Annotated in this window: 22 protein-coding genes and 1 other annotated feature; of the genes, 12 read left to right on the top strand and 10 right to left on the bottom strand. The window is 52.1% G+C overall.

All coding sequences use genetic code 11. The annotated features are described in order from the left end of the window. Positions 1-57: 57 nt before the first annotated feature. A complete protein-coding gene (locus KTH_RS28225; protein ID WP_497622201.1) occupies positions 58-447 on the bottom strand; it encodes a response regulator in 390 nt (129 codons plus the stop codon). A gap of 126 nt (positions 448-573) precedes the next feature. Next, entirely contained in the window at positions 574-1,164 is a 591-nt protein-coding gene (locus KTH_RS28220; RefSeq protein ID WP_111320699.1) for a TIGR00730 family Rossman fold protein, read from the bottom strand. A 148-nt stretch (positions 1,165-1,312) separates the two neighbouring features. Here KTH_RS28220 and trmB point away from each other — a divergent pair, with 148 nt between their 5' ends. After that, a complete protein-coding gene (gene trmB / locus KTH_RS28215; protein WP_111320342.1) occupies positions 1,313-1,990 on the top strand; it encodes a tRNA (guanosine(46)-N7)-methyltransferase TrmB in 678 nt (225 codons plus the stop codon). On the opposite strand, the gene KTH_RS28210 is transcribed toward trmB, so the two are convergent. The 5 genes from KTH_RS28210 to KTH_RS28190 all read right to left on the bottom strand — a co-directional run bounded on the left by KTH_RS28210 (position 1,971) and on the right by KTH_RS28190 (position 7,320). Next, a complete protein-coding gene (locus KTH_RS28210) occupies positions 1,971-2,660 on the bottom strand; it encodes an NUDIX domain-containing protein (RefSeq protein WP_111320340.1) in 690 nt (229 codons plus the stop codon). The genes trmB and KTH_RS28210 overlap by 20 nt on opposite strands. Before the next feature lie 123 nt (positions 2,661-2,783). Then, the gene (locus KTH_RS28205) at positions 2,784-4,169 is read right to left on the bottom strand and encodes a glutamine synthetase family protein (protein ID WP_170142424.1); all 1,386 of its coding nucleotides are present in this window, start codon (positions 4,167-4,169) and stop codon (positions 2,784-2,786) included. Positions 4,170-4,343: 174 nt separating this feature from the next. Beyond that, positions 4,344-5,162, bottom strand: coding sequence for a carbon-nitrogen hydrolase family protein (locus KTH_RS28200; RefSeq protein ID WP_111320336.1), 819 nt, complete (start codon positions 5,160-5,162; stop codon positions 4,344-4,346). A gap of 73 nt (positions 5,163-5,235) precedes the next feature. Beyond that, positions 5,236-6,594, bottom strand: coding sequence for an efflux RND transporter periplasmic adaptor subunit (locus KTH_RS28195; protein ID WP_111320334.1), 1,359 nt, complete (start codon positions 6,592-6,594; stop codon positions 5,236-5,238). Between the two features lie 27 nt (positions 6,595-6,621). Then, positions 6,622-7,320 (bottom strand): hypothetical protein, encoded by a 699-nt coding sequence (locus KTH_RS28190; protein WP_211326066.1) that lies wholly within the window; start codon positions 7,318-7,320, stop codon positions 6,622-6,624. A gap of 371 nt (positions 7,321-7,691) precedes the next feature. Between KTH_RS28190 and KTH_RS28185 the strand changes: the two genes are divergently transcribed. The 4 genes from KTH_RS28185 (at position 7,692) to KTH_RS28170 (ending at position 12,785) form a co-directional block, all read left to right on the top strand. After that, positions 7,692-9,452, top strand: a complete 1,761-nt coding sequence (locus tag KTH_RS28185) for a D-alanyl-D-alanine carboxypeptidase family protein (protein ID WP_111320330.1) — start codon at positions 7,692-7,694, stop codon at positions 9,450-9,452. 220 nt (positions 9,453-9,672) lie between these two features. Then, positions 9,673-11,154 carry a MurT ligase domain-containing protein gene (locus tag KTH_RS28180; protein WP_111320328.1) on the top strand — a complete coding sequence of 494 codons (1,482 nt, stop codon included), beginning with the start codon at positions 9,673-9,675 and terminating at the stop codon, positions 11,152-11,154. A gap of 1 nt (position 11,155) precedes the next feature. After that, positions 11,156-11,956, top strand: a complete 801-nt coding sequence (locus KTH_RS28175) for a type 1 glutamine amidotransferase (RefSeq protein WP_111320326.1) — start codon at positions 11,156-11,158, stop codon at positions 11,954-11,956. Between the two features lie 22 nt (positions 11,957-11,978). After that, complete coding sequence (locus KTH_RS28170) at positions 11,979-12,785, top strand: phosphodiester glycosidase family protein (RefSeq protein WP_111320324.1); 807 nt, start codon at positions 11,979-11,981, stop codon at positions 12,783-12,785. Positions 12,786-12,846: 61 nt separating this feature from the next. Here KTH_RS28170 and KTH_RS28165 read toward each other — a convergent pair whose 3' ends face one another. Next, complete coding sequence (locus KTH_RS28165) at positions 12,847-13,479, bottom strand: SGNH/GDSL hydrolase family protein (protein WP_497622196.1); 633 nt, start codon at positions 13,477-13,479, stop codon at positions 12,847-12,849. Positions 13,480-13,503: 24 nt separating this feature from the next. Next, a complete protein-coding gene (locus KTH_RS28160) occupies positions 13,504-13,836 on the bottom strand; it encodes a tRNA-binding protein (protein WP_111320320.1) in 333 nt (110 codons plus the stop codon). Between the two features lie 306 nt (positions 13,837-14,142). On the opposite strand from KTH_RS28160, the gene KTH_RS28155 reads away from it, so the two are divergent. Continuing rightward, a complete protein-coding gene (locus KTH_RS28155; RefSeq protein WP_497622194.1) occupies positions 14,143-15,540 on the top strand; it encodes a zinc ribbon domain-containing protein in 1,398 nt (465 codons plus the stop codon). A gap of 65 nt (positions 15,541-15,605) precedes the next feature. Here KTH_RS28155 and proS read toward each other — a convergent pair whose 3' ends face one another. Beyond that, positions 15,606-17,057, bottom strand: a complete 1,452-nt coding sequence (gene proS / locus KTH_RS28150; RefSeq protein ID WP_497622192.1) for a proline--tRNA ligase — start codon at positions 17,055-17,057, stop codon at positions 15,606-15,608. Between the two features lie 59 nt (positions 17,058-17,116). Then, positions 17,117-17,350, bottom strand: a binding site (T-box leader). A 242-nt stretch (positions 17,351-17,592) separates the two neighbouring features. Here proS and KTH_RS28145 point away from each other — a divergent pair. The 6 genes from KTH_RS28145 (at position 17,593) to KTH_RS28120 (ending at position 24,100) form a co-directional block, all read left to right on the top strand. Next, positions 17,593-19,992, top strand: a complete 2,400-nt coding sequence (locus KTH_RS28145; RefSeq protein ID WP_497622190.1) for a serine/threonine protein kinase — start codon at positions 17,593-17,595, stop codon at positions 19,990-19,992. Between the two features lie 325 nt (positions 19,993-20,317). Further along, positions 20,318-20,737: a cupredoxin domain-containing protein gene (locus KTH_RS28140; protein ID WP_249033450.1), complete on the top strand. Its 420-nt coding sequence runs from the start codon at positions 20,318-20,320 to the stop codon at positions 20,735-20,737. Between the two features lie 154 nt (positions 20,738-20,891). Then, the gene (locus KTH_RS28135) at positions 20,892-21,491 is read left to right on the top strand and encodes a phage holin family protein (RefSeq protein ID WP_111320311.1); all 600 of its coding nucleotides are present in this window, start codon (positions 20,892-20,894) and stop codon (positions 21,489-21,491) included. 189 nt (positions 21,492-21,680) lie between these two features. After that, entirely contained in the window at positions 21,681-22,688 is a 1,008-nt protein-coding gene (locus tag KTH_RS28130; protein WP_111320307.1) for an ABC transporter ATP-binding protein, read from the top strand. A 70-nt stretch (positions 22,689-22,758) separates the two neighbouring features. Further along, positions 22,759-23,415 (top strand): ABC transporter permease, encoded by a 657-nt coding sequence (locus KTH_RS28125; protein ID WP_111320305.1) that lies wholly within the window; start codon positions 22,759-22,761, stop codon positions 23,413-23,415. A 16-nt stretch (positions 23,416-23,431) separates the two neighbouring features. Then, positions 23,432-24,100 carry an ABC transporter permease gene (locus KTH_RS28120; RefSeq protein ID WP_111320303.1) on the top strand — a complete coding sequence of 223 codons (669 nt, stop codon included), beginning with the start codon at positions 23,432-23,434 and terminating at the stop codon, positions 24,098-24,100. Positions 24,101-24,150: the final 50 nt, after the last annotated feature.

Raw genomic sequence — 24,150 nt, 5'->3', positions numbered from 1 at the left:
AAAAAACGAAGCGGAGAACCGGTCAGAGGCCGGTTCTCTGTCCAGCAGGGATACCCCCTATTCCGACAACAGAGAATCAATCTTTCTGAAGAGGTCTTGCAGGTTAAAGGGCTTCCGCAATCCTACAATCCCTCGTTCTCGTATCTCTTTTGAAGGTAATGCCGCGCTAATCATCAGTACAGGGATATGCTGCAAATCACGCCGCAGGCGCAGACGCTCGTACAGTTCGATCCCATTCATTGCAGGCAGGCGATAATCCAGAATAAAGAGATTAGGCCGAAAATACTCGGTAAACTTGAGTGTTGTTGGCCCATCAGATGCATGGAAAACGCGATAAGGACGCCTTTGAGCAATTGCCTGGACTAACAATTTGGCATGCTGCGCATCGTCCTCTACCAGGAGAATGACACCTTTTGTCTTCTCAGCAGCACCACGCACATTCCTCATCTCTGCAATCCTGATAATGCTACAAAAACAATAGAACTCGCCTCTCATTATATCATGCATCATCACAGGGAAGCGACTTTCTCCTACCTGAAAGACCCAGGCAGGAGAACGATTCCCGGGGCGACTTTATGGCTCTATCTTTTCTTCATCAATCCACTTGAGGATATCGGTCCGAGGCGTAAAGTTAGCAATGCTCTCCAGCAAGGCAGCAGGGTGCTCATGAACCAGCAGGAATGAGCGATATTCCTCCTTGACAAAGCCTTCTTGAATGGCATGATCAACCATCGCCAGCAGCGGTTGAAAGTAGCCAGCAACATTCAACAATCCGACTGGCTTCTGATGGATGCCCAGTTGCGCCCAGGTGATAATCTCAAAGAGCTCATCGAAAGTGCCAAAGCCACCGGGCAGCGCGATAAAGCCATCTGAGAGATCGGCCATAAGCTGTTTGCGCTCATGCATACTGCCCACCTCATGCAGTTGCGTCAGCCCTTTATGCATCAGCTCAATACCGAACAGGGCGCGTGGTAAGACCCCGATCGCCTCACCTCCCGCCGCCAGTACGCTATCAGCAACCGTTCCCATCAAGCCAACAGAGGCACCACCATAGACCAGACCTAGTTTTCGTTCAGCCAGCTCACGCCCAAGTGCCTCAGCCGCCTCCCGATACTCCTTCCGAAAACCAGAGCTAGAGCCACAATAGACACAAATCCTTCGCAACATAACGCCTTCCTTTCATTCCTTACAGAACAGAAGAGATCCGCACACCACCCATAAACCACAACCTCTACATCATAGCACGGCAGAGAAAAACCTTGCATCCGTGCAAAAGGGCGGCTATCATACAGGAGAAAGGAGACGACGCGACATGCCACGGCGTACATTCTTGCGCTTCACACGCGCTCAGCAGATCGATCAGCACGAACAGCAACACTATCTACGCTGCTACTCACCCGAAGCGCTCTTTCACAACTGGCAACAGTTCCCGCCTCTGACTTCAGCCGCACTCTTTGAGAATGAGCAGCCCTTAGAACTCGAAATAGGTTGCGGTAGCGGCGAATTGCTCCTCTTCCTGGCCCGTGAGCGTCCACACACAAACTTTGTAGGCGTGGACATCTCCCGGAAAATGCTGGATAAAGCGGTAGAGCAGGCTGTGAGGTATCGTCTACCTAATCTCAAGTTCATCAATGCTGACTTCCGGCAGATGTATCCGCTGCTGATGCCCGATACGCTGAAAAGCGTCTATCTTCACTTTCCCGATCCGCATCTGCGTCCGAGACACCAGAAGCGTCGCCTACTGAACGCCGAGTTCCTTGAACAGATGCATCGAGCCCTGAAGCCGGAAGGCACACTCAGCGTGATGACCGATGTATGCGATTTCTTTTTCGACATGCTCGCAATCATTGAACAGGATACCCGTTTTCAGAAATGCCATAGTGAGCGCTATCTGACAGGTTCTGACCTGCCTGTTCGCTCCCACTTTCAGCGCGTCTGGGAAGGCTATGGCGAGCAGGTTTATCGATGTCTTATCCAGAAAAAGGCTTAGTCGCCTCGTCCAGCAGCCGGGTATACATGCTCGCAAGCCACTCATCCTGGCCAGCAACAAGGCGCGGACGCGGCACGAGGGGGGTCCAGAAGAGCCGAAAGAGGAGCATTTGCTCCTGAAAGCCACCCTTTGGCTGCCAGTCCCAGGTATCCGGTGTCGCATCCAGCATTGGCACATGGAAAAAGCTGCGCTCCAGACGCGAGGCCAGAAACCGGGCCGGAATCCATCCCTCAAGGCTCGCCCGCACCAGCGATGGTTGAACGGAGAGATCATATTCCTCATACAGAACGCGAGCCCAGGAATCGGTACGCTCCAGTACTCGGACCGCCCATCCTCTACCGAGTTCCGCGCGCAAAATATCGGTCTCGGGCACAACTGCTGCTGCTTCCATCGGTTCGGTTCGCAACAATACCGAGCGCAGCAGAACACCTCGTTCCTCGCTCAAGCAGGAAACTTGTGTTCCCAGGTGCTTGATACCTCCGGTTGCATGCAGTCCTGTCTCTTCAAACAACTCACGGACAAGCGCTTCCTCCAGCGTTTCGCCTGTTTCAACGGTTCCGGCAGGCACCTGTACACCCGCTGTGGGATGGTGAAATACGAGCAGCTCTGAGCCATTCTTGCGCGTTGCAAAGGCTGTAACTTTATAGAGAGTGAGAGGCGCATCAATCATGTCTATTCTCTGCTTCATCTGGAAATACAACAAGCGAGAAAGGGAAGATAGCATCACGCTGATGGCCGAAGCCAGAGCCGAAAAAAGGTGGTCTCGTTGGCAGAGACCACCCCTCCCAGGTGCTTAGATCAGCTCGAAATAGCGACGACGCTCCCAGTCAGTGACAGCGCGTTCAAACTCCTGCACCTCCCAGCGGCGCGTAGCAACAAAGTGATCCACAAAGTAGGAACCCAGATACTCCCGGGCCATCTCGCTCTGTTCAAATCTATCGGTCGCCTCGGTCAGGTTACGTGCAAGCGGCTGAATCGCGCCCTCCTGCATTGCCTTCTGAAGCGCAGCACGGCTATATGCATTACCCTCAAGGCGGCCTGGCAGCTCAAGCTTATGCTCAATCCCATAGAGGCCGCTTGCCAGCATAGCTGCCAGCACCAGATAGAAGTTCGCATCACAGCCCGGTACCCGGTTCTCAATACGAATAGCGCGCTTACCGCTGTTGATGACACGCACAGCGCAGGTACGGTTATCCATGCCCCATGAGGTATTCAGCGGAGCCCAGGATCCTTCAATATAGCGTTTGTAGGAGTTAATCACGGGCGCGTACAGGACCTGCAACTCCGGCATTTTCGCCAGTACACCCGCCACAAAGTGCCGCATGGTTTCGGACATGTGGCCCTCGGCGTCTGTATCCCAGAAGACATTACGCTCACGGTTGCGATCCCACAAGCTGAGATGGGTATGGCCGCTACTGCCGTCCTCTTTGTCGTTCCACTTTGCCATAAAGGTCGCGACATAGCCAAGCTGGTGACTCAGCTCCTTCACACCGTTCTTAAATAGCATGGTGCGGTCAGCAGCCGACAGGATATCGGTATAGCGCATATTCATCTCGTACATGCCAGGGCCGTGTTCTCGTGTGTAGCCCTCAATCTCGATGCCATAATCGCGCATCATTCGCGCAATATGCCCGATCAACGGTTCGTCCGTGGTGGCATGGCTGATTACATAGCAATTTGTCCCTGGATTGAGCGGAACCAGATTGGTGCTGAAATCTTTCTCGCGTAAAGAGATCTGTGTCTCACGGAAATAGCGCACTTCGAGCTCAGCCGCTGCCATTGCCTCAAACCCCATCTCACGCCCACGCTCGATCACCTTCTGTAATACATAGCGCGGCGCAACGAGAATGGGATCACCATGTTCTGTCCACATATCACAGATGCAGGAAGCAACCCGCTGCTCCCAGGGGACAAGCGCAAAGGTCGAGAGATCAGGCTTCATCACAAAATCGGTGAAGCCGCGTTCCCAGTTGCTAATATCCAGGTTTGGTAGAACGTTCTCAGCAATATCCCAACCGAAAATAACGTCTGACTGTGCAAATCCCTCCTCCAGGGAGTCCAGAAAAAATTGTGCTGCTACCCTCTTCCCCCGAAAGACTCCTTCAATGTCGGGAGTACCGAGCTTGATAAATTCGATCTCCCCTTCCTCGATAAGCCTTTTGATCTCGGCAAGCTCCATCTGGTATGCATTCCTTTCTTCAGAGAATATCTGTAGCTGCTTTGCCGCGCCGCCATTTAAATACTTAAAATCGGCAATACAAGCACCAGGGCAAAAACGCTTGCCTGTTGTGTTATCCTTCTCTATACGCGCTTTTGCCCTGGCTCTATTTCCGAACATGATAACCTGAATGCATCAGCAATGCAACAGGTGGTACAATTCGGGGCGGCGATGTGAAACGGAAGGAACGGTTGAGCGCACCTGAGCGAGCCGCTGGCTATCGATCTCAGCATATAGCATACTTTCCACTTCGGGGCCCTCGGCCAGCGCAACCCCCATCGGATCAACAATCAACGAGCGGCCCAGAAACTGATGACCCACCTGATTGCAGGCAACAACATAGGTTGTATTCTCAATCGCGCGCGCTGTCACCAGGTTCCGCCAGTGCACCTCCTTCATCGAGCCGTTGACCCATCCGGCTGGAACGACGATCAAATCAGCTCCCTGAGCGGCCTGAGCCCGGGCGACCTCCGGGAAACGCAACTCATAGCAGACGAACAGCCCCATCCGCCCAAATGGCGTTTCGATTGGCTGGAAAAGCTGCTCTCCACGAGCAAACACGTTCGATTCAAGATAGCCAAAAGCATCAAACAGGTGTGTCTTGCGATAACAGGTGACAAGGTTTCCGCTATTATCAATAACGACGGTCGTATTATATGACTTGTCAACCGTTCCCTCTGCCGTCTCCAATGTGCCACACACCACCCAGATATTCGCCTCCCGAGCAGCCTGACGTAACCCGGTCACAAAGGGCCCATCAAGGGGCTGCGCAAGTTGTCGCGCTGTAGCAGCATTAAAGTTCTCGTGCGAGAGCCATGCCATAAAGATCTCTGGTAACACCACCAGTTGAGCGCCACGAGAGGCCGCTTTGTTGATTGCTGCAACAGCTTTCGGCAGGTTCTCTTCGGGTTGAACATGTGACTGTAGTTGCGCAACCGCAATGAGTGTGCTCATAGTATTTTCACCTCGCCAGACAGCATTGATAGTATCGTCCTTTTAGCTCCATTATGCCACATTCTGCTCTCCCTTACTCACCGATCACCACCTGATCCCCATTCTGAAGCCCGGAAAGTACCTCAACATACTTTCCCGTATTCAACCCGACATCAATGACTAGCGGTTCCAGCACACCATCACGCCACTGAAGGACAATATGCCGCTTTCTCCCCTGTTGCACCAGCGGCAACAGCGAGGCAACACGACTCTGTTCGACCTTTCCGGCCTGAAGCGCCTTCTCCGCGAATTCCAGGGCCGAGGTGGGAATCAAGAGCGCTCCTATCCGCTGATCGGTAGTGATCGTTACCTGTGTCGACATCCCTGAATAGAGCTGTGCATCCTTGATACTCTGCTGATCCACCTGTAAATGCACCGTATACATCACCTTTTTGTTGATCGTTTCGCCAACCGTCTCTACTGTGGAGACCGTGGCACGAAACGTCTGTCCTGGATAGGGCTGTACTGTAAACAGCGCTGGCTGTCCGCGTCGGACACGTCCGATATCAGTTTCATTGACCTGTGCCGCAATGGTGTACGAATCGGTGTCAGCAAGCACGATAAATGGCTGCTCGGTGTGCTGTTCTCCCGAGATAATCTGACCCACAGTACCATGAATCGCGGCAACTGTTGCGTTGACTGGAGCTGTTAATAGCGCTCCGGTGAGCACCTCGTCCAGCTTCTTTTGCGCTTCGGCCAGTTGGACCTGAGCGATCTGCAACGTTCCCTGTGCGCTCTCCACCTGAGCGTTCGCGGCATTAAGCTGATTCTGCGCTGCTGTGTTATCGACGTTAAGCTGATTCTGGACACGGGTAAAGGTATTTCGGGCCTGCTTCCTGCACACCTCAGTGGTACAGACAGCTAGCTGCTGTTGGAGCTCCTGCTGTGCGCTTGCCAGCGTCGCGGCATTCGTGGACTGAATATAATTGAGGTGTTGCTGAGCCGCATTCAGATTGGTTCGAGCGGTATCTACAGCCGCCTGCGCCGCATCGACCGCCTCCTGCTGTTTGCTAACGTCAGCCCGTAATAATGTATCGTCGACTGTCAGCTTTGCCAGTACCTGCCCCTGTCTGACCCTCTGCCCAACATAGACACTGATCTCACTTACCTGTCCCGTCTCACGGAACTGCATGTTGTAGAGAGCTCGCGCTTTTAACACGCCCGGAGCCGACAGCTTCACGGCGATATTGCCCGCAACAGTGCTTGCCAGGGCATAGGGAGGCCGCACAGCCAGCGAAATCAGCCAGGGAGAGACAATGAGTATCAGTGCCAGAAAAAGCGATCCTATCAATATCGACCGGGGAAACCGTTTCCAGAAAGGCCGACGCGGCGCCAGACCAAAATGCGCCTCAATATCTTCTATCTCCGGTTCTATAGCGGTCTTCTCCACCATAACATTTCCTCCAAGCAGGTTTCTCCGCTATTTCTCTTGCAGCACACTCAGCGCCATCATTTCATGCTGAACATCGGCCATCACCAGTAGAGAAAGTATGTTGCCCTCACGCAAGCTGACAACAGAGCCCTCGTTCAGCGCAAACAGACCGGTTTTGTTCGTGAGCGCCACCTTGAACTCAGATGGAACTCCGCTTTGATCCAGTGCCCTCACAAGCAGCATATCACGCGTGCGCTTACTCACCGTGCCGCGAAGCTCCTGCTCTTGTGTCCGGGCGAAGGGACAGAGTTGCTGTAGCCGTATCGGTACTGGATCAAGCCTGGTATTCAACACAAAAACGGTCTGAGCGGTATAGATATCATCGGAGGCAGTGGAGACAGTATCTTTACGCGAAACCACTACCTCAACCGGTACGCCCTCCCGCAGGCCAGAGGCGCGCAGCGGCGCTCGTTCAAGAAAGCGAGTATCTTCGTTATAGGCGATGTCCAGCACCCGCCCCGATCCGGTCTGTAGCTTCAGTACTGCGGCCTGTAGCGCCACCAATGTGCCCTCTTCCTGATGAATCTGGAGCCGGGTACAGGCAACCTCAGTCGCCTGTACAGGTGAAAATTGTGCTTGCTCTCGCTGTTGCGCTATCAGAAGCAAGGGGACCGATAGGACAGTCGAGAGACAAAAGAGACAGATGAGCATGAAAACAGCCGGCGACAGACGACGGGGAGCAAACAAAGAGAGAGGAAAATGAACCTTCCTCTTCCCGGATATAGCCTGAAAGTCCCTGGGATACTCCTTCTTAGACAACATAGAAAATATCCTTCCGAACACACACCTCATTTCCGCCGCTATATCTATACTACTGACCCATTCCAAGCGAAATAGAGCGCCGCAGAGCAGGGATTCATTGCAACCAAAAACCCCCTAAACCCCGTCTATATAGACAGGAAAGGGTTGAAAGAGCGATAAGAACCGGGTAATATAAGCATTGCTGCGTAACTCTGCAAAAGAACGATCTTAAAAGAATGTAATACCCTGTTACATTATCGTGACTATATTCATACCTTTAGAAATGGCAAACAAGCCCTTTAAGGAGAAACCGGAGCATGGCTACACAGCCACCGCACGAAGAAGACTATTCATTAGCAACAGAGACCTCCCAGGAAACAGCCAGACCCAGGAAGTGGCGTAATGTCATGGATACTTCGGCCTATAGTCCTCCGGCTCAAAGACGCACAACACGCAGAGGAAGCCGGGCAACGGAATACATGGATGAGGATGAGCCTACACTGGAGGATATGACCAGTCCAACCGATAAACTGTCGCCAAGCACGGAGATCCTCCGGCCTCATTCTCGTATGCCCAGACGCTCACGCGCACGGCTTGCCCCTCCTACCCCGCAGGAACGTGCAACCAGGGTATTACGCGAGTCAGATGCAGAGGCAGACGAGGACATGGCCGCACTGACGCCGCTCAACACGCCGTCAAAAGTATCTCTGAAACCGCGTACCCGCAAAGCGGTCTATCAGCCATACTCGGCCACCAACCGACGTTGGAGCACCAAAAAGCAGCAACCACGTTCCTTTCTGGCTTACCTGCAAACAATGCCGCGGCAGCGCTCTCTGACAGTGCTCATTACGGCTATCGTGGCGCTGTTGCTCATTACGCCGCTGGCGGTTAGCGCGATTCGTCCACAGCCTCAGCAGATCATCACGCCGCTACAAAGCACAACGGAGCATACGACGGCCACACCAAAGACTGAACCAACAGAAGACCCGCATCAACTGGTAATTCATCCACCCAGTACCGACCATCCCTCACCCCCGGTCTTCGCTCAGGCTGCCTACCTGCTGGATGCGGATACCGGCGAAACACTATATGCGCATAATCCCTTTACCCGGCTCCCGATCCTCAGTACTACCAAACTGATGACGGCCCTCCTTGCCGTTGAGCATGGGAAGCTGGATCAAAAGATCAAAATCGAGGGGCAAATCTGGAAGGATATCAGTGAGCTTTCGGAAGACAGTTCGGTTATGGGGATCAAAAAGGGTGAAACCTATACGCTGAAAGATCTGCTCTATGGCCTGATGCTGGTCTCGGGCAACGATGCAGCGGTTGCGATCGCCGATAGTGTTAGCGGCAATCTCAACACATTTGTCTCTCTGATGAACCAGCGAGCGCAACAACTGGGTCTGCGGGATACACATTTTATGAATCCTCATGGCTTGCTGGAAAAAGAGCATTATTCCAGCTCTCATGATCTGGCAATTCTAGGGAAGGAGAGCCTGAGCAACAAGCTGGTAAAAGCGATCTCCTCCACGAAAGAATATGATATCCCGAAGACAAAAGAGCATCCCGAGTTCACTCTGATCAACGGCAATCAGTTTCTCTGGTGGTATCCGGGCGTCGACGGAGGAAAACCGGGATGGGATGGCGAGAAGAATTTTGTGCAGGTCGTTTCCTGTACACGCAATGGCAAGCATCTGATCGGCGTCGCGATCCACACAAAGGACTGGTGGACTGATATGCGCAGCCTGATGAACTGGGGCTTCAACTCTTATACATGGATCTCTCCTGCTGAAGTAGATAAAGAGCACCCCATTCCATACGATGCCGACTGGAATTTCTTTGAGAAAGACCAGAAGGAACTTACGATTCCGACAGCCGATAAAGGCCGCTACTATGTCTATACCGGATATAGTATTTCTGGACCGATTATGAATTACTTTGACAAAAATGGCGGTCTGAACACCTTCGGTTTCCCGAAGAGTCAGCCAAAAGCTGGAAACGGCTCGTTCATTACACAACAATTCGATCGTAGTTCAATTCAATGCGACCTTTCTCGCAAAGCATGCAAGAAGGTATAGCAGAGGGAAGATCACCCTTTCAGGGTGGTCTCCCTCTCAGCAAGAAACAGGTTGTCTCTTTCCACATCATCTAAAAAGAAAGTATGCAAATACAACACTGACATTGTGACTAGCAAGCTTGCCCCATTCTCGCGCGGTCTGTTATACTGCAAACAACCTATAGAAATAACCTGATCTTCTCTGAATTGATTCATTTTTCAGGACGAAAGTAAAAGAGCATATGCAGACAAAGGATGTAAAAAGCGAACATAAAGAACAAGCCAGGCCACAGCCGACACTTCCGGCTGCAGAATCACCAAGCGGCATTGACCGTGCTCGCCTTGCGCTGGCTATCTCTGCTGGAAAACTCGCCAGTGCCTCCGGTCGACTTCTTCGCATAGGAGGTGGCACCAGCCTTCCGGGAATGATTGCCCGCAGAATTGATCCTAATGTTTTAAAGTCCGTCGTTGGTGCAAGCAAAGCCAGAAAGATCGTTATCACTGGCAGTAACGGCAAGACCACTACCGCGCGTATGACCGCAGCGATCGCTGACGCGAACCGCTTCCGGGTCTCACAGAACCGAACCGGTTCCAACCTGCTTCAGGGCGTAACTTCCGTCGCGGTCAACGCCGCCAGCATCTTTGGCAACCTTGACTGTGATGTGCTGCTCTTCGAGATCGACGAAGGCACGATCCCGCATGCCGTGCCGGAGATTCAGCCGGATGTGGTGGTTATCACCAATATCTTCCGCGATCAGCTTGACCGCTATGGTGAGCTCTATTCCGTGGCAAAGGCCCTTGATAAGATGCTGGAAAGCCTGCCAGAGACGGCCACCATCGTGCTTAACGGCAATGATCCTCAGGTTGCAAACTTCGGTCAGAACGCCCGAGCCCGCCGTGTTTACTTTGGCCTTGAAACAATGGAGGTCGGGACACCGGTTCCTGAGCAGTCAGCAGATATCATTCGCTGTATTCATTGTAATCATGACCTTGAATACAAAGTTGCATACCTCTCGCATCTCGGCCTGTATAGCTGCCCCAACTGTGGCTACACGCTGCCCAAGCTGGATTTCGCGGCCACCTCGGTACAGCTTGCCTCCGATGGTGAGGGCCCGACGCACACCACGATCCGTACCCCACAGGGAGATATCGAACTGACAATTCCCTTGCCCGGATTGCATAACGTCTACAACGCCGCGGCAGCAATCGCTGCATCGATGGCTGCTGACTTCGACATCACAAAATCGGACGCCGCGCTCAGCCACATTCGCCCGGCCTTCGGACGCCTGGAGAAGATTCAGGCTGGTGACAAAACCATCTACCTGTCATTCGTCAAGAATCCAACCTCATTTAACTTGATAATGCGCTTGATCGCACAGCATCAAGGGAAAAAGCATCTGTTGCTCGCGATGAGTAACACGGTCGTTGATGGCGAAGATTTTGCCTGGCTCTGGGATGCCGATATTGAGGAGATTGTGCCAGATATCCTTGACGCCATCTGTTGTGGCAACAAGGCCGAGGAACTGGCAATGCGTCTGAAATATGCCGAAGTCTCTACAGACAAAATCAAGATGATTCATGATCGTGAAGCCGCACTTGATGCCGCTCTGCGCAATGTAGAACCCGGTGGCACGCTCTATATTCTCAGCGGCTATACACCAACACAGGAACTGCGCAAGATTATGCAGAAGCGCGGTTGGGTCAAACACTACTGGGAGGAATAACATGAGCCAGCAAGAGAACGGCGGGCGCTTAGTGCTGAAAATTGCCCACCTTTACCCGACGTTGATGTGTGTGGCAGCCGATAGAGGAAACCTCTTCTCTATCGAGAAGCGCTGTAAATGGCGCGGAATCGCAACCGAGGTTGATCCCATTTATGTCAAGCAGACGCCGGATTTTACTCAATATGACCTGATCCTTTTCCACGGTGGCGCTGACCGCGAGATGGAGATCGCTTCGCAAGATATTCAGGCGAAAGCGCCCTCACTGCGTGAAGCGGCAGAGGCCGGAACCGTCTTCCTGAGCGTATGCGCGGGCTATCAGCTTCTCGGCCATTCCTACAAACCCTTCGAGGGTCCAGAGCTTAAAGGCGTAGGCCTGCTCGACATGCATACAGAGGGCAGTTCTGAGCGCTTTATGACGCATATGGCGCTCGAATGTGACTTCGGCTCAGGCAAACAGATTCTGGTTGGCTATGAGAATCATAGTGGACGTACCTATCTCGGCCCAAAAGCAAAGCCGCTCGGGCGCGTCCTCTCCGGTTGGGGCAATAATGGCAAGGATGGCGGCGAAGGCGCAGTATACAAGAATGTCTTCGGCACCTACCTGCATGGTCCATTGCTGCCAAAAAATCCCTGGTTTACTGATTTCCTGATCCAGCGTGCCCTTGAGCGCCGCTACGGCAAGGTTGAACTCACGCCTCTGGACGACACCATCGAGAGCGCCGCCCACAACGCCGCACTTAAACTTGCGGAAGCCTACAAAGGAACGGTCTCTGCGATTGAGGCAACACACTGGAAGAGATAGCAAGGACAGAAAACGAATTCTCATGCATCAAAAACGCACACCTTTTCTGTTGTTGCTACTTTTGCTCAGCATTATCTTGTCTTCGTGTTCATTGCCCGGCTTGAGCATCGGTACGGACAATTCGGGGAATCAAGCGAACGGCCAGATACTCAATAAATGGCTCCCTTCCTCCTCGGGAATAGAGGTACGCTATGAGCGTTGGAAGGGTGCAGGCAACAATGAGGATCTTATCACTATTGTGCGCATGAAGCCCCAGAGTATCAAGCTCAGTGTCGCATATCAGCCCACTGAGCCGCTGACCGTCAAGGAGTGGATGCAGAAAACAGGAGCCCGGGCGATCATCAATGGTGGCTACTTTGATGCACAGAACAGGCCAACCGCATTGCTGGTAAGCAACGGCCAACCGTTCGGGAACTCCTATGAAGGCTTCGGTGGAATGCTCTCCGTCGATGCACAGGGGACGATCGGCCTGCGCTCACTTAACCAGCAGCCATACGATCCATCCAGCGAAAGCGTGCAGCAAGCGACACAATCAGCACCGATGCTGGTCATCGATGGGAAACGTGCTGAGTTCAATGCAAATGCCGATGTACAACGCCGCACTGTGGTTGCGCTTGATAAAGAAGGGAATCTTCTGTTCATTGTCAGCTCTATGCTGGCCTTTACGCTCGACGAAATGGCAGATCTACTTGTCGCATCTGACCTTTCCATTCAGACGGCTTTAAATCTGGATGGCGGTTCATCTACCGGATTGTATGTTCACGGAGAACAGCAAAAGGTCGAAATCGATGCTAATGTCGCACTGCCAATTGTCATTGTCGTCAAATAAAGCAGCCGAAAAGCCGTACTTCTCATGTGGGAGGTACGGCTTTTCGGATTGAGAAATCGTTCTATTCCAATGCATGAATGGACCTGAGCCATGTACGCGCCATCAACGCATGTCCGGCCTCGGTTGGATGCACCCCATCATATGCCCAGAACTGCGGTTCACGGCGCTGCACAGCCTGAGCAAATACCTCATCAAAGGGAACCAGCACAGCATCATATTCCCGCGCCAGCTTCCGTACAACCTCAATCTTCGGGTTCAGATCTTCGCGCCACTGCTCCCGATCAGAGGGCGTATGCAGCACAAAGGGCTCGCACAGGATCAGCCGTGTCCCCATCTGGCGTAGCGGGTCCAGCAGCGTTCGATAGTTCTGTTCATAGGTTTCGACTGTCGTCAGACGGCTCTCGGTATAGCGTCGCCAGACATCATTGATCCCGACTAAAATAGAAACCCAGTCTGGACGCAACGCCAGACAATCACGGTCCCAACGACGCGTCAAATCAACGCTGAGATCTCCGCCAATGCCCCGATTCAAAAAAGTAACGCGCTTCTCTGGATAGCACATCTGAAACCAGGCTGCCGCCATCATAGCATAACCTGCTCCCAGATTGAACTTATCTTCTCGGATGCGGCCCGCATCGGTAATACTGTCTCCCTGAAATAAGACGGTTGCCCCATCCTGAATAAGCGTCTGCATTATTGCTTCCTCCTCAATGCATCTTTAATACATGCGCCCGCCAACAGGCACATCCTGTGTTGGTTGCAGCAACACAACTCCACCTTCACCATCAGGAACCCCAAGTGTTAGCACCTCGGAAATAAAGGGCCCGATCCTTTTAGGCGGGAAATTCACGACCGCAAGCACCTCTCGGCCCAGTAACGCCTCTTTCGTATAATGCTTTGTAATCTGTGCCGATGATTTCTTGACACCTATTTCCGCGCCAAAATCAATCAGCAGTTTGTAAGCTGGTTTTCTGGCTTCAGGAAAATCATCCACCTGAACGATTCTACCAACACGAATATCTACTTTCTCAAAATCGGTGTAGGAGATCACACTATTACCTCTTTTCCATTCAATGCCATACTATTATGCTGCATCATACAACGAAGCTGTGAGCTATTCAACAGCAGAGCCTCCTTAAAATATGCTATAAAGAGAAGTAGCCGAACCAATCACATAGGAGAGAGCCGCTCTCTCGTTCTAGCCATTTTTGTCGGTCTGATAATAGAGTAGACCATTATTTAGCGGATTTTACGGAGAAAGACGTTACACAGGCCATTTTCTAGACAAATAAGTAATCATCTAGCTATAATCAGCCTGGTATGATCTATTTTTATTGGTACTAAGAGGAGAAACACAGTGTCTCAAGCGACTTGTCCGCAATGTCATGCACCTTATACCCCCGGCCAACGCTTTTGTCCGAATTGCGGAAAACAGATCTCAAGTACGGGAGAGGGCGTTATACCAACGGTAGCAGCTAGCAATTCCAGCCTCCCCCCAACGATGGCCGCAAATAGCAATGAGGGTCTGCCACCTACGATGGCCGCTGGCAGTAACCCGAATCTCCCCCCGGTTGGGAATAGCAATCCCAATCTGCCGCCGACGATGGCTGCCGAGGATCCTGCCAACCACCAGCAGCCATACAGTCAGTATGCATCGGGAGCGTATACCCCCCCGCCTCCACCTTCCTATAACGGCTATCCCGGCGGGACTCCGACACCGAATGATCCCTACGCCCCGCCACCGCCACCGGGACCGGGTATGTATTCAATGCCACCGATCCCGCCCAAGAAGAAAAACTCGCTTCCCTGGATCATCGGGGCAGTCGTGGTTGTGCTTGTGCTGGCTGTCTGTGGCGGCTCTCTGTACGGCATCACTCAGCTCTTCCCCAAGAAGAGTACCGATAACAAGACACAGACAACGACGGACAATAACAACAATGGTGACAACAGTAATGATACTGCCACAAAATCGGTTACACTGACCAATCTGGCGATCAGCTATGCAACGGATCAGATTACCTTCACTTCTATCGAGCAGGCAGACCAGTTTCCAGATGACACATATACCAAGACGTATTCTTATGAGAAGAAGAGCAACTTTGTCCGCATCCATATGAAAGAGAAGCAGGAGGGAGGGAGATCTGCTTACTTCTCCTATAGCTCGGCATTCAGCTTGATCCTCCCTGATAAGACCACGATCAAAGCACTGAACGCGAGCGAATTCAGCGGCCCTAAGGAGGGAGAACAGCGCGAGAACTGGGTTGACTTTGAGACCAAGAAGCCCGTCGATCTCAACAGCCTTGTCCTGCGTCTCGGGACTGCGGAAGAGGCACAGATGGAGTTCCCGCTGAAGAGCAACGCGGATCTCAGTGAGTATCTCCCCAAGCAGGCCGATCTGAACAAGGCCTTCAACTATGGTCCGATGAAATGGACGCTGAACACGGCGATCCAGCGCTACGACGCGCCCGGCTCTCAGGCCAAGAAAGGCAAAGTGTTTGTCATTGTCTCATTGACAGCCAGCAACCCTTCTAGCTCGGACTTCTGGGGCTACGACTACATCCGCCTGAAATCAGGCGACACAACCGCTGCCCCCGAATATACCTCAGACGATGATGACCTGAACGACCTCAGCGCAGGCGCGAGCAATGTCAAGGGCACCCTGATCTTCCAGGTTCCGCCTTCCGACACCTACACGCTGGTGTTTGCCTCTGGTAAGAACCTTTCTGGCACAAACGTCACATTCTCAATCAAGTAAAGCCAGATACAAAAAAGATGAGTCATCCTGTAATGGGATGACTCATTCTTTCTTTATGAAGCGCTTTAGTATGCGCGGGCAAAGACTGCCTCACAGGTCGCAGGCTTACCGGTGTAGATACATTTGCCCTTGACGCCTCCCTCAGGCTGATCGAAGGGGATCACCCGCAACGTTGCCTTTGTCTCTTCCTTGATTGCTTTCTCAGCCTCGCTATCCTCGGCCCACTTCACACGGACAAAGCCACGCTTCTCGGCGATGATTTGCTTGAACTCCTCATAGTCCTCGGTATAGTAGGTGTTTTTCTCTCGGAACTCAAGCGCACGCTGATACATTGCCTGCTGTACCTCTTCCAGCAGTTCAGGCAACCGAGTTTCCAGTGCATCGATCGAGACAATCTCTTTAGCACGATTATCGCGACGGACAAGCACCACACTGTTATTCTGAACATCGCGAGGGCCAATCTCGATACGTACAGGAACCCCACGCATCTCCCACTCGTTAAACTTCCAGCCCGGCGTGTTCTCGCTGACATCGGTCTTGAAGCGCACTTTTCCTTTCAGGATCTTCTCAAGGCGCTCAAGCGCACCCATGACAACCTCTTTGTCCTTGTCCTTCCGCCAGATAGGCACAATCACGGCCTGATAGGGAGCAATACGCGGAGGCAGCATCAGACCAGATTTGTCACCGTGGACCATAATTAACGCGCCAATCATACGCGTGCTCATGCCCCAACTGGTCGTAGCACAATACTTCCGCTGGCCGTCTGAGTCAAGGAACTGAATGTCAAAGCCTTTTGCGAAGTTATGAGCCAGGTTATGGCTTGTACCGGCTTGAAGCGCCTTACCGTCGCCCATCAACGCTTCAATCGAGTAGGTGCGCAGCGCTCCGGCGAACTTCTCGTTCTCGCTCTTTCGGCCCGCGATCACCGGAATAGCAGCATCTTCCTCGGCAAAGGAGCGATAGACTTCCAGCATCATCCGTGTGCGCTCTTCTGCCTCTTCCAGCGTGCGGTGAGCGGTATGGCCCTCCTGCCAGAGGAACTCAGAGGTGCGCAAGAAGAGTGCGGTACGTTTTTCCCAACGCACCACGTTATTCCACTGGTTAATCAGCAGCGGCAGGTCACGATAGCTCTGCACCCACTTCGCATAGCTATGACCAATAATCGTTTCGCTGGTCGGGCGCACAGCAAGCGGCTCTTCCAGCTCTTCACCACCGCCACGCGTCACCCAGGCGACCTCAGGCGCAAAGCCCTCGACGTGCTCCGCCTCTTTCTCCAGGAAGCTACGAGGAATAAACAACGGGAAGTAGGCATTTACAACGCCCGTCTCTTTGAAGCGCCGGTCCAACAACCCCTGAATGTTTTCCCAGATGGCGTAGCCGTAGGGACGAATAATCATACAGCCACGAACAGGCGCATAGTCTGCAAGCTCGGCCTTTCGGACGACCTGATTGTACCATTTTGAATAATCGTCTTCGAGATCTACCAGCTCTTCTACATACTTTTCCTTTTCGTCCATAATTCCCTCTTTCTTCGAGCAAAGATCAGATAAAAACACAAATAAAAAACTCGCCCTCAACAAAGGACGAGATCTACCCGTGGTACCACCTTCCTTGAATGATGCAGTCACCACATCATTCCACTCATAACGGTCTCAGTGAACCGTTCCTTCCAGATAACGGTGAAGGGCTCCGGTCAACTTCTCGCTGACACTCCCAGGTGGGTTCGATCCGAGCCTTTCAACCGGCTTCCACTATCCCGGCTCGCTGTTTGATGGTGTTCCAATCTACTGATCCTGGTCGACGTGTTCTCTTCTGTTGCTTGATTTCAAGTACACCCAGAATACACGATGCATTGGGCAATGTCAAGCCAGCATTAAGAGCGCAAAAGATGATCAACTTCACATTGTAAGACTGGACTATCCTCGATATTGCAGATACAATAGGTTCGATACCTCAATGTCTTTCAAAATGTAAAATGTGTTTCAATACATTCCAATACTTTTCAGTCTGCTATTATCACTCTTGATCAAACACATCAAAGGAGACCCTCTTATGAAAGATGAGAACCTGGCAGGGATGACCATATCAGACCGTTATCACCTGCATCAGCTTCTCGGGAAAGGAGGCAGTGCACATGTATATCTGGCAACAGATACACGGCTGCAACGATCCGTCGCTGTCAAGGTCTTTCAACCTGAAGGAAGCGAGAAACAGGTATTTCTCAGCCACTTTAATCGGGAAGCTCGCGTTCTCGCTCAACTTGACCACCGACATATTCTCCCGGTCTATGATTACGGCGAACACGATGATCAGGCGTATCTGGTCATGCCCTATATGGCAGGCGGCTCCCTGCGAGACTATCTACACAAACATGCCCCTCTGGCCCCCGAACACGCGCTTTCACTGATAAGCCAGGTTCTCGATGCCCTTGCATATGCCCATGATCGGGGCCTGATCCATCGCGACATGAAGCCAGGCAATATTCTTTTTAAAGGTGACGGCACGTTGATGCTAGCGGACTTCGGGCTTGCCAAGCTGCTGCCCGAAGCAGATGGAATCTCCCTCCCGACCGATATTACCGTTACCCATTCGGTCGCGCTCAAAGGAACCCCTGATTATATGGCCCCGGAACAGATTCAAGGGAAGCCCGGCCCTGCTTCCGATCTCTATGCCGTTGGTATTATTCTCTATGAGATGCTGACCGGCGAGCGACCATTTAAGGCGCAAGATGTCATGGGCATGCTGGTTCAACATCTTCAAACCGAACCGGTTTCTCCTCGGAGCCTGCAACCTACTATTCCACCAGAACTTGAGTCGGTCGTACTGCGTGCTCTTGCCAAGCATCCTGAAGCTCGTTTCAAGCATCCCAATGAGATGCTTGAGGCGCTACACGCCTGTAATCTGGCTCAGTCATCGCCTCCCCGCCCTCACGAAAAGGGCGGTCCTCTTCCCATACCACATGAGGAAAACACCCTTGCTATCGTGACACCACCAACGGAAGAGCCTGCTTCAGCACCGACACAGATCAGCGAGCAGACTGTTCTTGCACAGCAAACGGGTCCCGAGCACCAGGTGGTTACACCTCCCCCTATCAGTAATCCAGGCCCCTGGCCCAGTACTCCCTATAACATCGTGCCACAACAGCCCTCACGACTGGAACGCAATGCCAAGATACTGGTCATTGTGGCTGTTGTTCTGCTCCTCGCAACCATCGCAACCAGTGCCTTTACGATCTATCAAGCCAGACAGCCACTCACAACTACGCCCCAAACCATCCAGTCAACAAAGCAGGCTCAAAGTACCGCTACAAGCAATAGCACACCGACCAGTCAGCCGACCCTGCTTCCACAAGTTGTCCGGGGAACCATGAACTGCCCGGCCTCAGGGCAGGCGAACGCGGCGACCTATCCTTCTCTCTCAGTGGGTTCACATCAGCGGCTGATCTATGCCGTAAATGAAGGGACTCCGGGCAATCCCAGTGCTGCCGTCATCAAGCGCCGTGACGCCAATGATACCGTAAAGGCGGACATCATCTTCAATACACCTGGCGCGTATATCAACGAGATACAGGTATCGCAGGACGGGCTCTGGATCCTCTTTGTCCTCAAACTCGATAACCAGAAACAGCTTCGCCTGCTACGAGTCGATGGGCAGATACAGCAGACCCTCTATTGCACTACTGGCCCTGAAGACCTTTTTGGCGTCCAGTGGACATACGATCAGCAGCGCATTACCTTTATGACAGGTAGCACGCTTAAGCTGCTTGAGCCCGGGTCTGGCAGTATTCACACTCTGCTCACACTCCAATCAGGTACACGCTATATTCCAGCTACCTGGCAGGATAACAACCATCTGCTCTTGAAAGTCCCGAAGGGCGGGAGCGCGCCGCTTGATCTCTACTCGCTTGATGTCAGGAAGGGGGAGAACCAACAAGAAAGCAGCCTCAAGCGGATTGCATCGTCTATCTGTAGCTTTGACCCGACCTTTGATTCAAAACGGCTGCTCATCAGTGAATGCAATACTAATTCCGGTATGCTGGCCGGACCAAGTCGTATCACCGTGCGCAATCTCGATGGGAGCGCTGCAACCACGCTAACGTCAGTTCCTGTAGCAGTAACAATGGTACGCGCCATCACCGCACAAACACTTCTGCTTCTGGTCAAGGACGCGGCCACCCCTGATCAGAATGGCGTATGGCGTGTCAATATCGATGGCTCAAATCTCTTGCGTCTCAGTACCGATTTGACAGGAGGCCAGACCCTCTGTGAGTTCACACAGTATACCTGGTCGAACCTCTCGCGGGATGGGACATTCTACGCTATACAGGAACATGATCCAAACAGTACAAACTATAAGATGTACTTCGGCAGGCTGGACGGCACAGACCTTGACTACTTCGCCGATATCAGTGATGGTACCGAACTAAAAATGGGCGGTTGGATTGTCTTCTAGCCTCAGACGAAGAGTCATTTCTTTTCTCATGGCTCTTCGTCCTGCCACCACTCATAAGGAGGTTCAGCAAGGCCCCAGTTGATACATTCTCCCTTGATAAATGCCCCACCATTTCCGCTCCGCTACACTGTTTGGATGTCAGAAAAGGCTACACCTCACACCATTTTGAGTATGATGGGGATGCGATAAGGTATTGCTCATTACTGCCCCATCGTTTCATATGTTGGGTGGAAATTTCTGACATAGACGCTATAATAGGTTCGTGAGTTCTTCTCTAACGCTGAACAAAAACAGCAAGGTAGGCACTGCTGTTGATTAGCACTATATGGAGATCAATTTCGATACTATGAAGAAAAAATTCATCGCTGTTTTGCTGTGCCTGAGTGCGCTTTCCCTCCTGATCGTTGCCTGTGGCAGTAACACCAGCGCGAGCAGCAAACCCAACCAACCCACTGAGCCAAATACCGTCCATATGAGCGATCTGCAATTCTCGCCCACCACTATCACCATCAAAAAAGGCGAAAGCATCAAACTGGTGAATGATGTGGTTGTGACGCATATCATCTCAAACGGGACGTGGGATAACGGAACTGCAAAACCCAAACAGGAAGCTGGCGCCCCAAAAATCAATATCAACGTGGGCGCGAATGATACCCAGACCATTGGCCCGTTCAATACGGCAGGTACATTCCAGCTCTACTGTCCAATCCATGTGAACATGAATCTCACGGTCATCGTAAAGTAGAAACAGGTAGCAGCCAGGCGGTCCGCAAGGGCCGCCAGTTTTTTTTCTCCCTGCATCATTTATGCAACTTCTCCTTCCTTGCTTCGTATTTCTTTCAGAAGCGTATTTCTCTTTCATTGTGTTCAAGGATTCTCGAATAACAGGCAAAGGGCATATGCAACGCCAGTACCAGGAAAAGATTGCTGAGTCTAACGAGACCTATGCTATGCTTCAGGATCTGCTCGATGAGGAAGAATCCGTCCTCTGGTCTGGACGCCCCGGACAGCATAGCAGCCAGTACTCCCCGAATACACCCGGCCTTTTGATCATGGCAGGCTCATTCGGGATTGTCGCCTTGCTCATGCTGGCCCTGGGATTTGCTCTTCTCATCACCCTCCCTATGGAAGCCCTTATTCCCTTCTATGCCCTGGGGGTCACCTTCGCCTTTTTAGCCATCCTTTTTGGCATTCTGGGCGCGGTCATAAAAGTTGTTCCCAGGGCGGTGCACTACGCCATCACCAGCAAGCGAGTGCTTATCATCAACAGAGGGAGAACGCTGACGGTGCACTCATATAGCTGGCGTGATATCGGTCCGGTAACATTTATTGAACGACCGGATGGTTCTGGTGACCTGATCTTTGCCAGGACTCCATATGGCTATACAGCGAGCAATGGCAATAGCAACCTGACTCGGGGCCGTTTCAGTGGGATCCCTAATGTACGAGAGGCCGAACGTGTACTCAGGCACTTACTGGATCGTGCACCTACTGGATAAGGAACCACAGAGCGAGGAGAGAAGGCAGCTCCTCTCTTCTTTGTCTCTGTTTCTTCGTGCAGAACGTATAACTTCTATAGAAGAGTTTTGTGTGTGTGAAGGCGCTATGCAAGCAAGGGCGCTTGCTATTTCGTCCAATCTCGGCATATAGTGTTACGTAACGACCAAACTGAGAGGATGTACAGTTCAATGGCTACAATTGCCTTTCGAGAGATTACGAAGCAATACCGCGGTGCCAGTGCCCCTGCTGTCGACTCAATCTCCTTCGAGGTTCCAGAGGGCAGCATCTGTATGCTTGTCGGTACTTCGGGCTCGGGCAAAACGACATTATTGCGTATGGTGAATCGGTTAATAGAACCGAGCTCCGGCGCAATTCTTATCGACGGGAAAAATGTGATAGACGAGGACCCGATTCAACTTCGACGACACATCGGCTACGTCATTCAGCAGGTTGGGCTCTTCCCACATATGACGGTTGCCGAAAACATTCAGGTCACCGCGGAGATCGCGGGCGGCTGGAATAAGCGTCAACTGGCGAATCGAGTCGATGAACTGCTTGAGTTGGTCGGTCTTCCTCCGGCAGAATATCGCAAGCGCTACCCACGTCAGCTTTCGGGAGGACAACAGCAACGTGTGGGTATGGCCCGCGCCCTGGCAAACGATCCTGCCATTCTGCTGATGGATGAGCCTTTCGGCGCATTAGACGCAATCACCCGCGCACGCATGCAGGATGAGCTCAAGCGCATTCAGCGCGATGTTCATAAAACTATTCTCTTCGTTTCCCATGATATCGATGAGGCCTTTAAACTGGGCGATCAGATCGCGGTTCTTTCAGAAGGGCAACTAGTCCAGATTGGAACCCCGGTTGACTTGCTCACACGGCCTGCAAACGATTTTGTCAGACAACTGGTTGGCTCAGATAACATTCTTCGTCAATTGCAGTATGTTCCTGTCTCAGCCGCGTTGACGGAACAGGCCACTAATACCCCTGATGGCAAGAAGATTTCATCCGATACACCACTGCTGGAAGCAATGCTTAAACTCTTTGAAAGCAATGCGCCAGCGCTCTCGGTGCAGGATAAAGAAAATCATAGTCACCTGGGGACCGTTACATTGGACAGCATCAATCGGGAGCTTGTACAGGCCCGTCGCAACAATGCAGAGAACATCGATCTCGCTGAAAAGAATGCGCTGTAACCAGATTTATTGCACAAGCAGAACCACCTTCACGGTTATACCCTACCTCGGATAACGTGAAAGGAGTCAGATGAAATACTTACTCAACCCATATAACTACGATCTCTCCGACCCCGGCAGCATTCCCAACCTTCTCTGGCAACACGCCTTTCTGGTTGGTGTCAGCATGCTTATCTCATTATGCATAGCAATTCCGGTTGGAATCATCGTAGCACGTCGGCGTAAGCTCTATCTGCCGGTCATCACACTTGCAGATGTGTTATATACTATTCCTGGCATCGCCTTACTCGGCATTCTGATTACAATCACGGGGTTAAGTTTCGCAACTGCAATTATTCCCTTGATCCTCTATACTCAGTTAGTGTTGATCCGTAACACAGCTGCTGCGATCACGAGTATCGATCCCTTATTGATCGAGACAGCAAAAGCAATGGGGATGAATGCCGGACAGCTCCTTTTCCGGGTAACATTGCCGCTTGCGCTTCCGATCATTATCGCGGGCGTGCGTGTTGCGACTGTGACCACTATCGGAATTGCGGCCCTGGCCTCTCTGGTGGGAGAAGGCGGGCTTGGCGATCTGATCTTTAAAAACATTACCAGTCACGATACTGAAGCGGTTATTGCAGGGGCGATCCTTCTCAGCCTGTTCGCAATCGTTTCCGATCTGATTCTACTGGGCATTCAAGCGCTATTGAATCGAGGGCGCGGTGGCTTCTCGGTAGCCTAGAAAAAGGAGGGAAACGATGGATATTCTTCAGTTTATTCTGGCACCGGAGAATCGTTTCTGGCACCAGACGATAGCATACTTGCAACTCTGCGGCTTCTCTATCTTGATCTCGGTTGCCCTGGGCGTTGTGCTCGGAATAGCCGTTTCGCGAAATGCATTTCTCGGCTTTATCGCCATTAACCTCAGCGGCCTGATGCGTGCCATCCCGGTGATTGCCTTCCTGATCGCGGTTCTTCCCTATCTGGGTCTGGGCTTTTTGCCCGCCGCGATTGCCCTGATTATTCTGGGCATCCCCCCCGTTCTCTTGAACACCTATACAGGACTCAGAGGCATTGATCCCGCTATTATTGACGCTGCAAAGGGAATGGGCATGACAACTTTGCAGATCATCAGTCGTATTCAAGCGCCGCTGGTCATGCCAGTTCTTGCTGCGGGCGTCCGCACCGCAGCCATTCAAATTGTTGCGACCGCAACACTGGCCGCCTTTATTGGTGCCGATGGCTATGGTATCTATATTGTCGATGGACTGTATAAATTAAATAATACAGAGATCCTTGCCGGGGCTATTCCTGTAGCAATTCTGGCACTGCTCATCGAGGTCCTGATGGGCTGGCTGCAAACAGCATTGACACCTGCCGGTCTGCGCACTTCCCGGACGGTAGAAAGCGTCATTCAGGAACAATAACAGCAGGCTCTCTGATGCCCATACGACAGAAGAGTAAAAAGGAGTTTTAC

The sequence above is a fragment of the Thermosporothrix sp. COM3 genome (assembly GCF_059696735.1).
Note: the sequence above shows the minus strand (reverse complement) of the source record. Positions and strands in the feature narration are given on the sequence as shown.

What these genes read in the sequence shown, in the direction of transcription:
- KTH_RS28225 (WP_497622201.1), bottom strand. Translation starts at nt 447, where the DNA reads ATGAGGAATGTGCGTGGTGCTGCTGAGAAGACAAAAGGTGTCATTCTC.
- trmB (WP_111320342.1), top strand. Translation starts at nt 1,313, where the DNA reads ATGCCACGGCGTACATTCTTGCGCTTCACACGCGCTCAGCAGATCGAT.
- KTH_RS28210 (WP_111320340.1), bottom strand. Translation starts at nt 2,660, where the DNA reads ATGATTGATGCGCCTCTCACTCTCTATAAAGTTACAGCCTTTGCAACG.
- KTH_RS28205 (WP_170142424.1), bottom strand. Translation starts at nt 4,169, where the DNA reads ATGGAGCTTGCCGAGATCAAAAGGCTTATCGAGGAAGGGGAGATCGAA.
- KTH_RS28200 (WP_111320336.1), bottom strand. Translation starts at nt 5,162, where the DNA reads ATGAGCACACTCATTGCGGTTGCGCAACTACAGTCACATGTTCAACCC.
- KTH_RS28195 (WP_111320334.1), bottom strand. Translation starts at nt 6,594, where the DNA reads ATGGTGGAGAAGACCGCTATAGAACCGGAGATAGAAGATATTGAGGCG.
- KTH_RS28185 (WP_111320330.1), top strand. Translation starts at nt 7,692, where the DNA reads ATGGCTACACAGCCACCGCACGAAGAAGACTATTCATTAGCAACAGAG.
- KTH_RS28180 (WP_111320328.1), top strand. Translation starts at nt 9,673, where the DNA reads ATGCAGACAAAGGATGTAAAAAGCGAACATAAAGAACAAGCCAGGCCA.
- KTH_RS28175 (WP_111320326.1), top strand. Translation starts at nt 11,156, where the DNA reads ATGAGCCAGCAAGAGAACGGCGGGCGCTTAGTGCTGAAAATTGCCCAC.
- KTH_RS28170 (WP_111320324.1), top strand. Translation starts at nt 11,979, where the DNA reads ATGCATCAAAAACGCACACCTTTTCTGTTGTTGCTACTTTTGCTCAGC.
- KTH_RS28165 (WP_497622196.1), bottom strand. Translation starts at nt 13,479, where the DNA reads ATGCAGACGCTTATTCAGGATGGGGCAACCGTCTTATTTCAGGGAGAC.
- proS (WP_497622192.1), bottom strand. Translation starts at nt 17,057, where the DNA reads ATGGACGAAAAGGAAAAGTATGTAGAAGAGCTGGTAGATCTCGAAGAC.
- KTH_RS28145 (WP_497622190.1), top strand. Translation starts at nt 17,593, where the DNA reads ATGAAAGATGAGAACCTGGCAGGGATGACCATATCAGACCGTTATCAC.
- KTH_RS28140 (WP_249033450.1), top strand. Translation starts at nt 20,318, where the DNA reads ATGGAGATCAATTTCGATACTATGAAGAAAAAATTCATCGCTGTTTTG.
- KTH_RS28135 (WP_111320311.1), top strand. Translation starts at nt 20,892, where the DNA reads ATGCAACGCCAGTACCAGGAAAAGATTGCTGAGTCTAACGAGACCTAT.
- KTH_RS28130 (WP_111320307.1), top strand. Translation starts at nt 21,681, where the DNA reads ATGGCTACAATTGCCTTTCGAGAGATTACGAAGCAATACCGCGGTGCC.
- KTH_RS28125 (WP_111320305.1), top strand. Translation starts at nt 22,759, where the DNA reads ATGAAATACTTACTCAACCCATATAACTACGATCTCTCCGACCCCGGC.
- KTH_RS28120 (WP_111320303.1), top strand. Translation starts at nt 23,432, where the DNA reads ATGGATATTCTTCAGTTTATTCTGGCACCGGAGAATCGTTTCTGGCAC.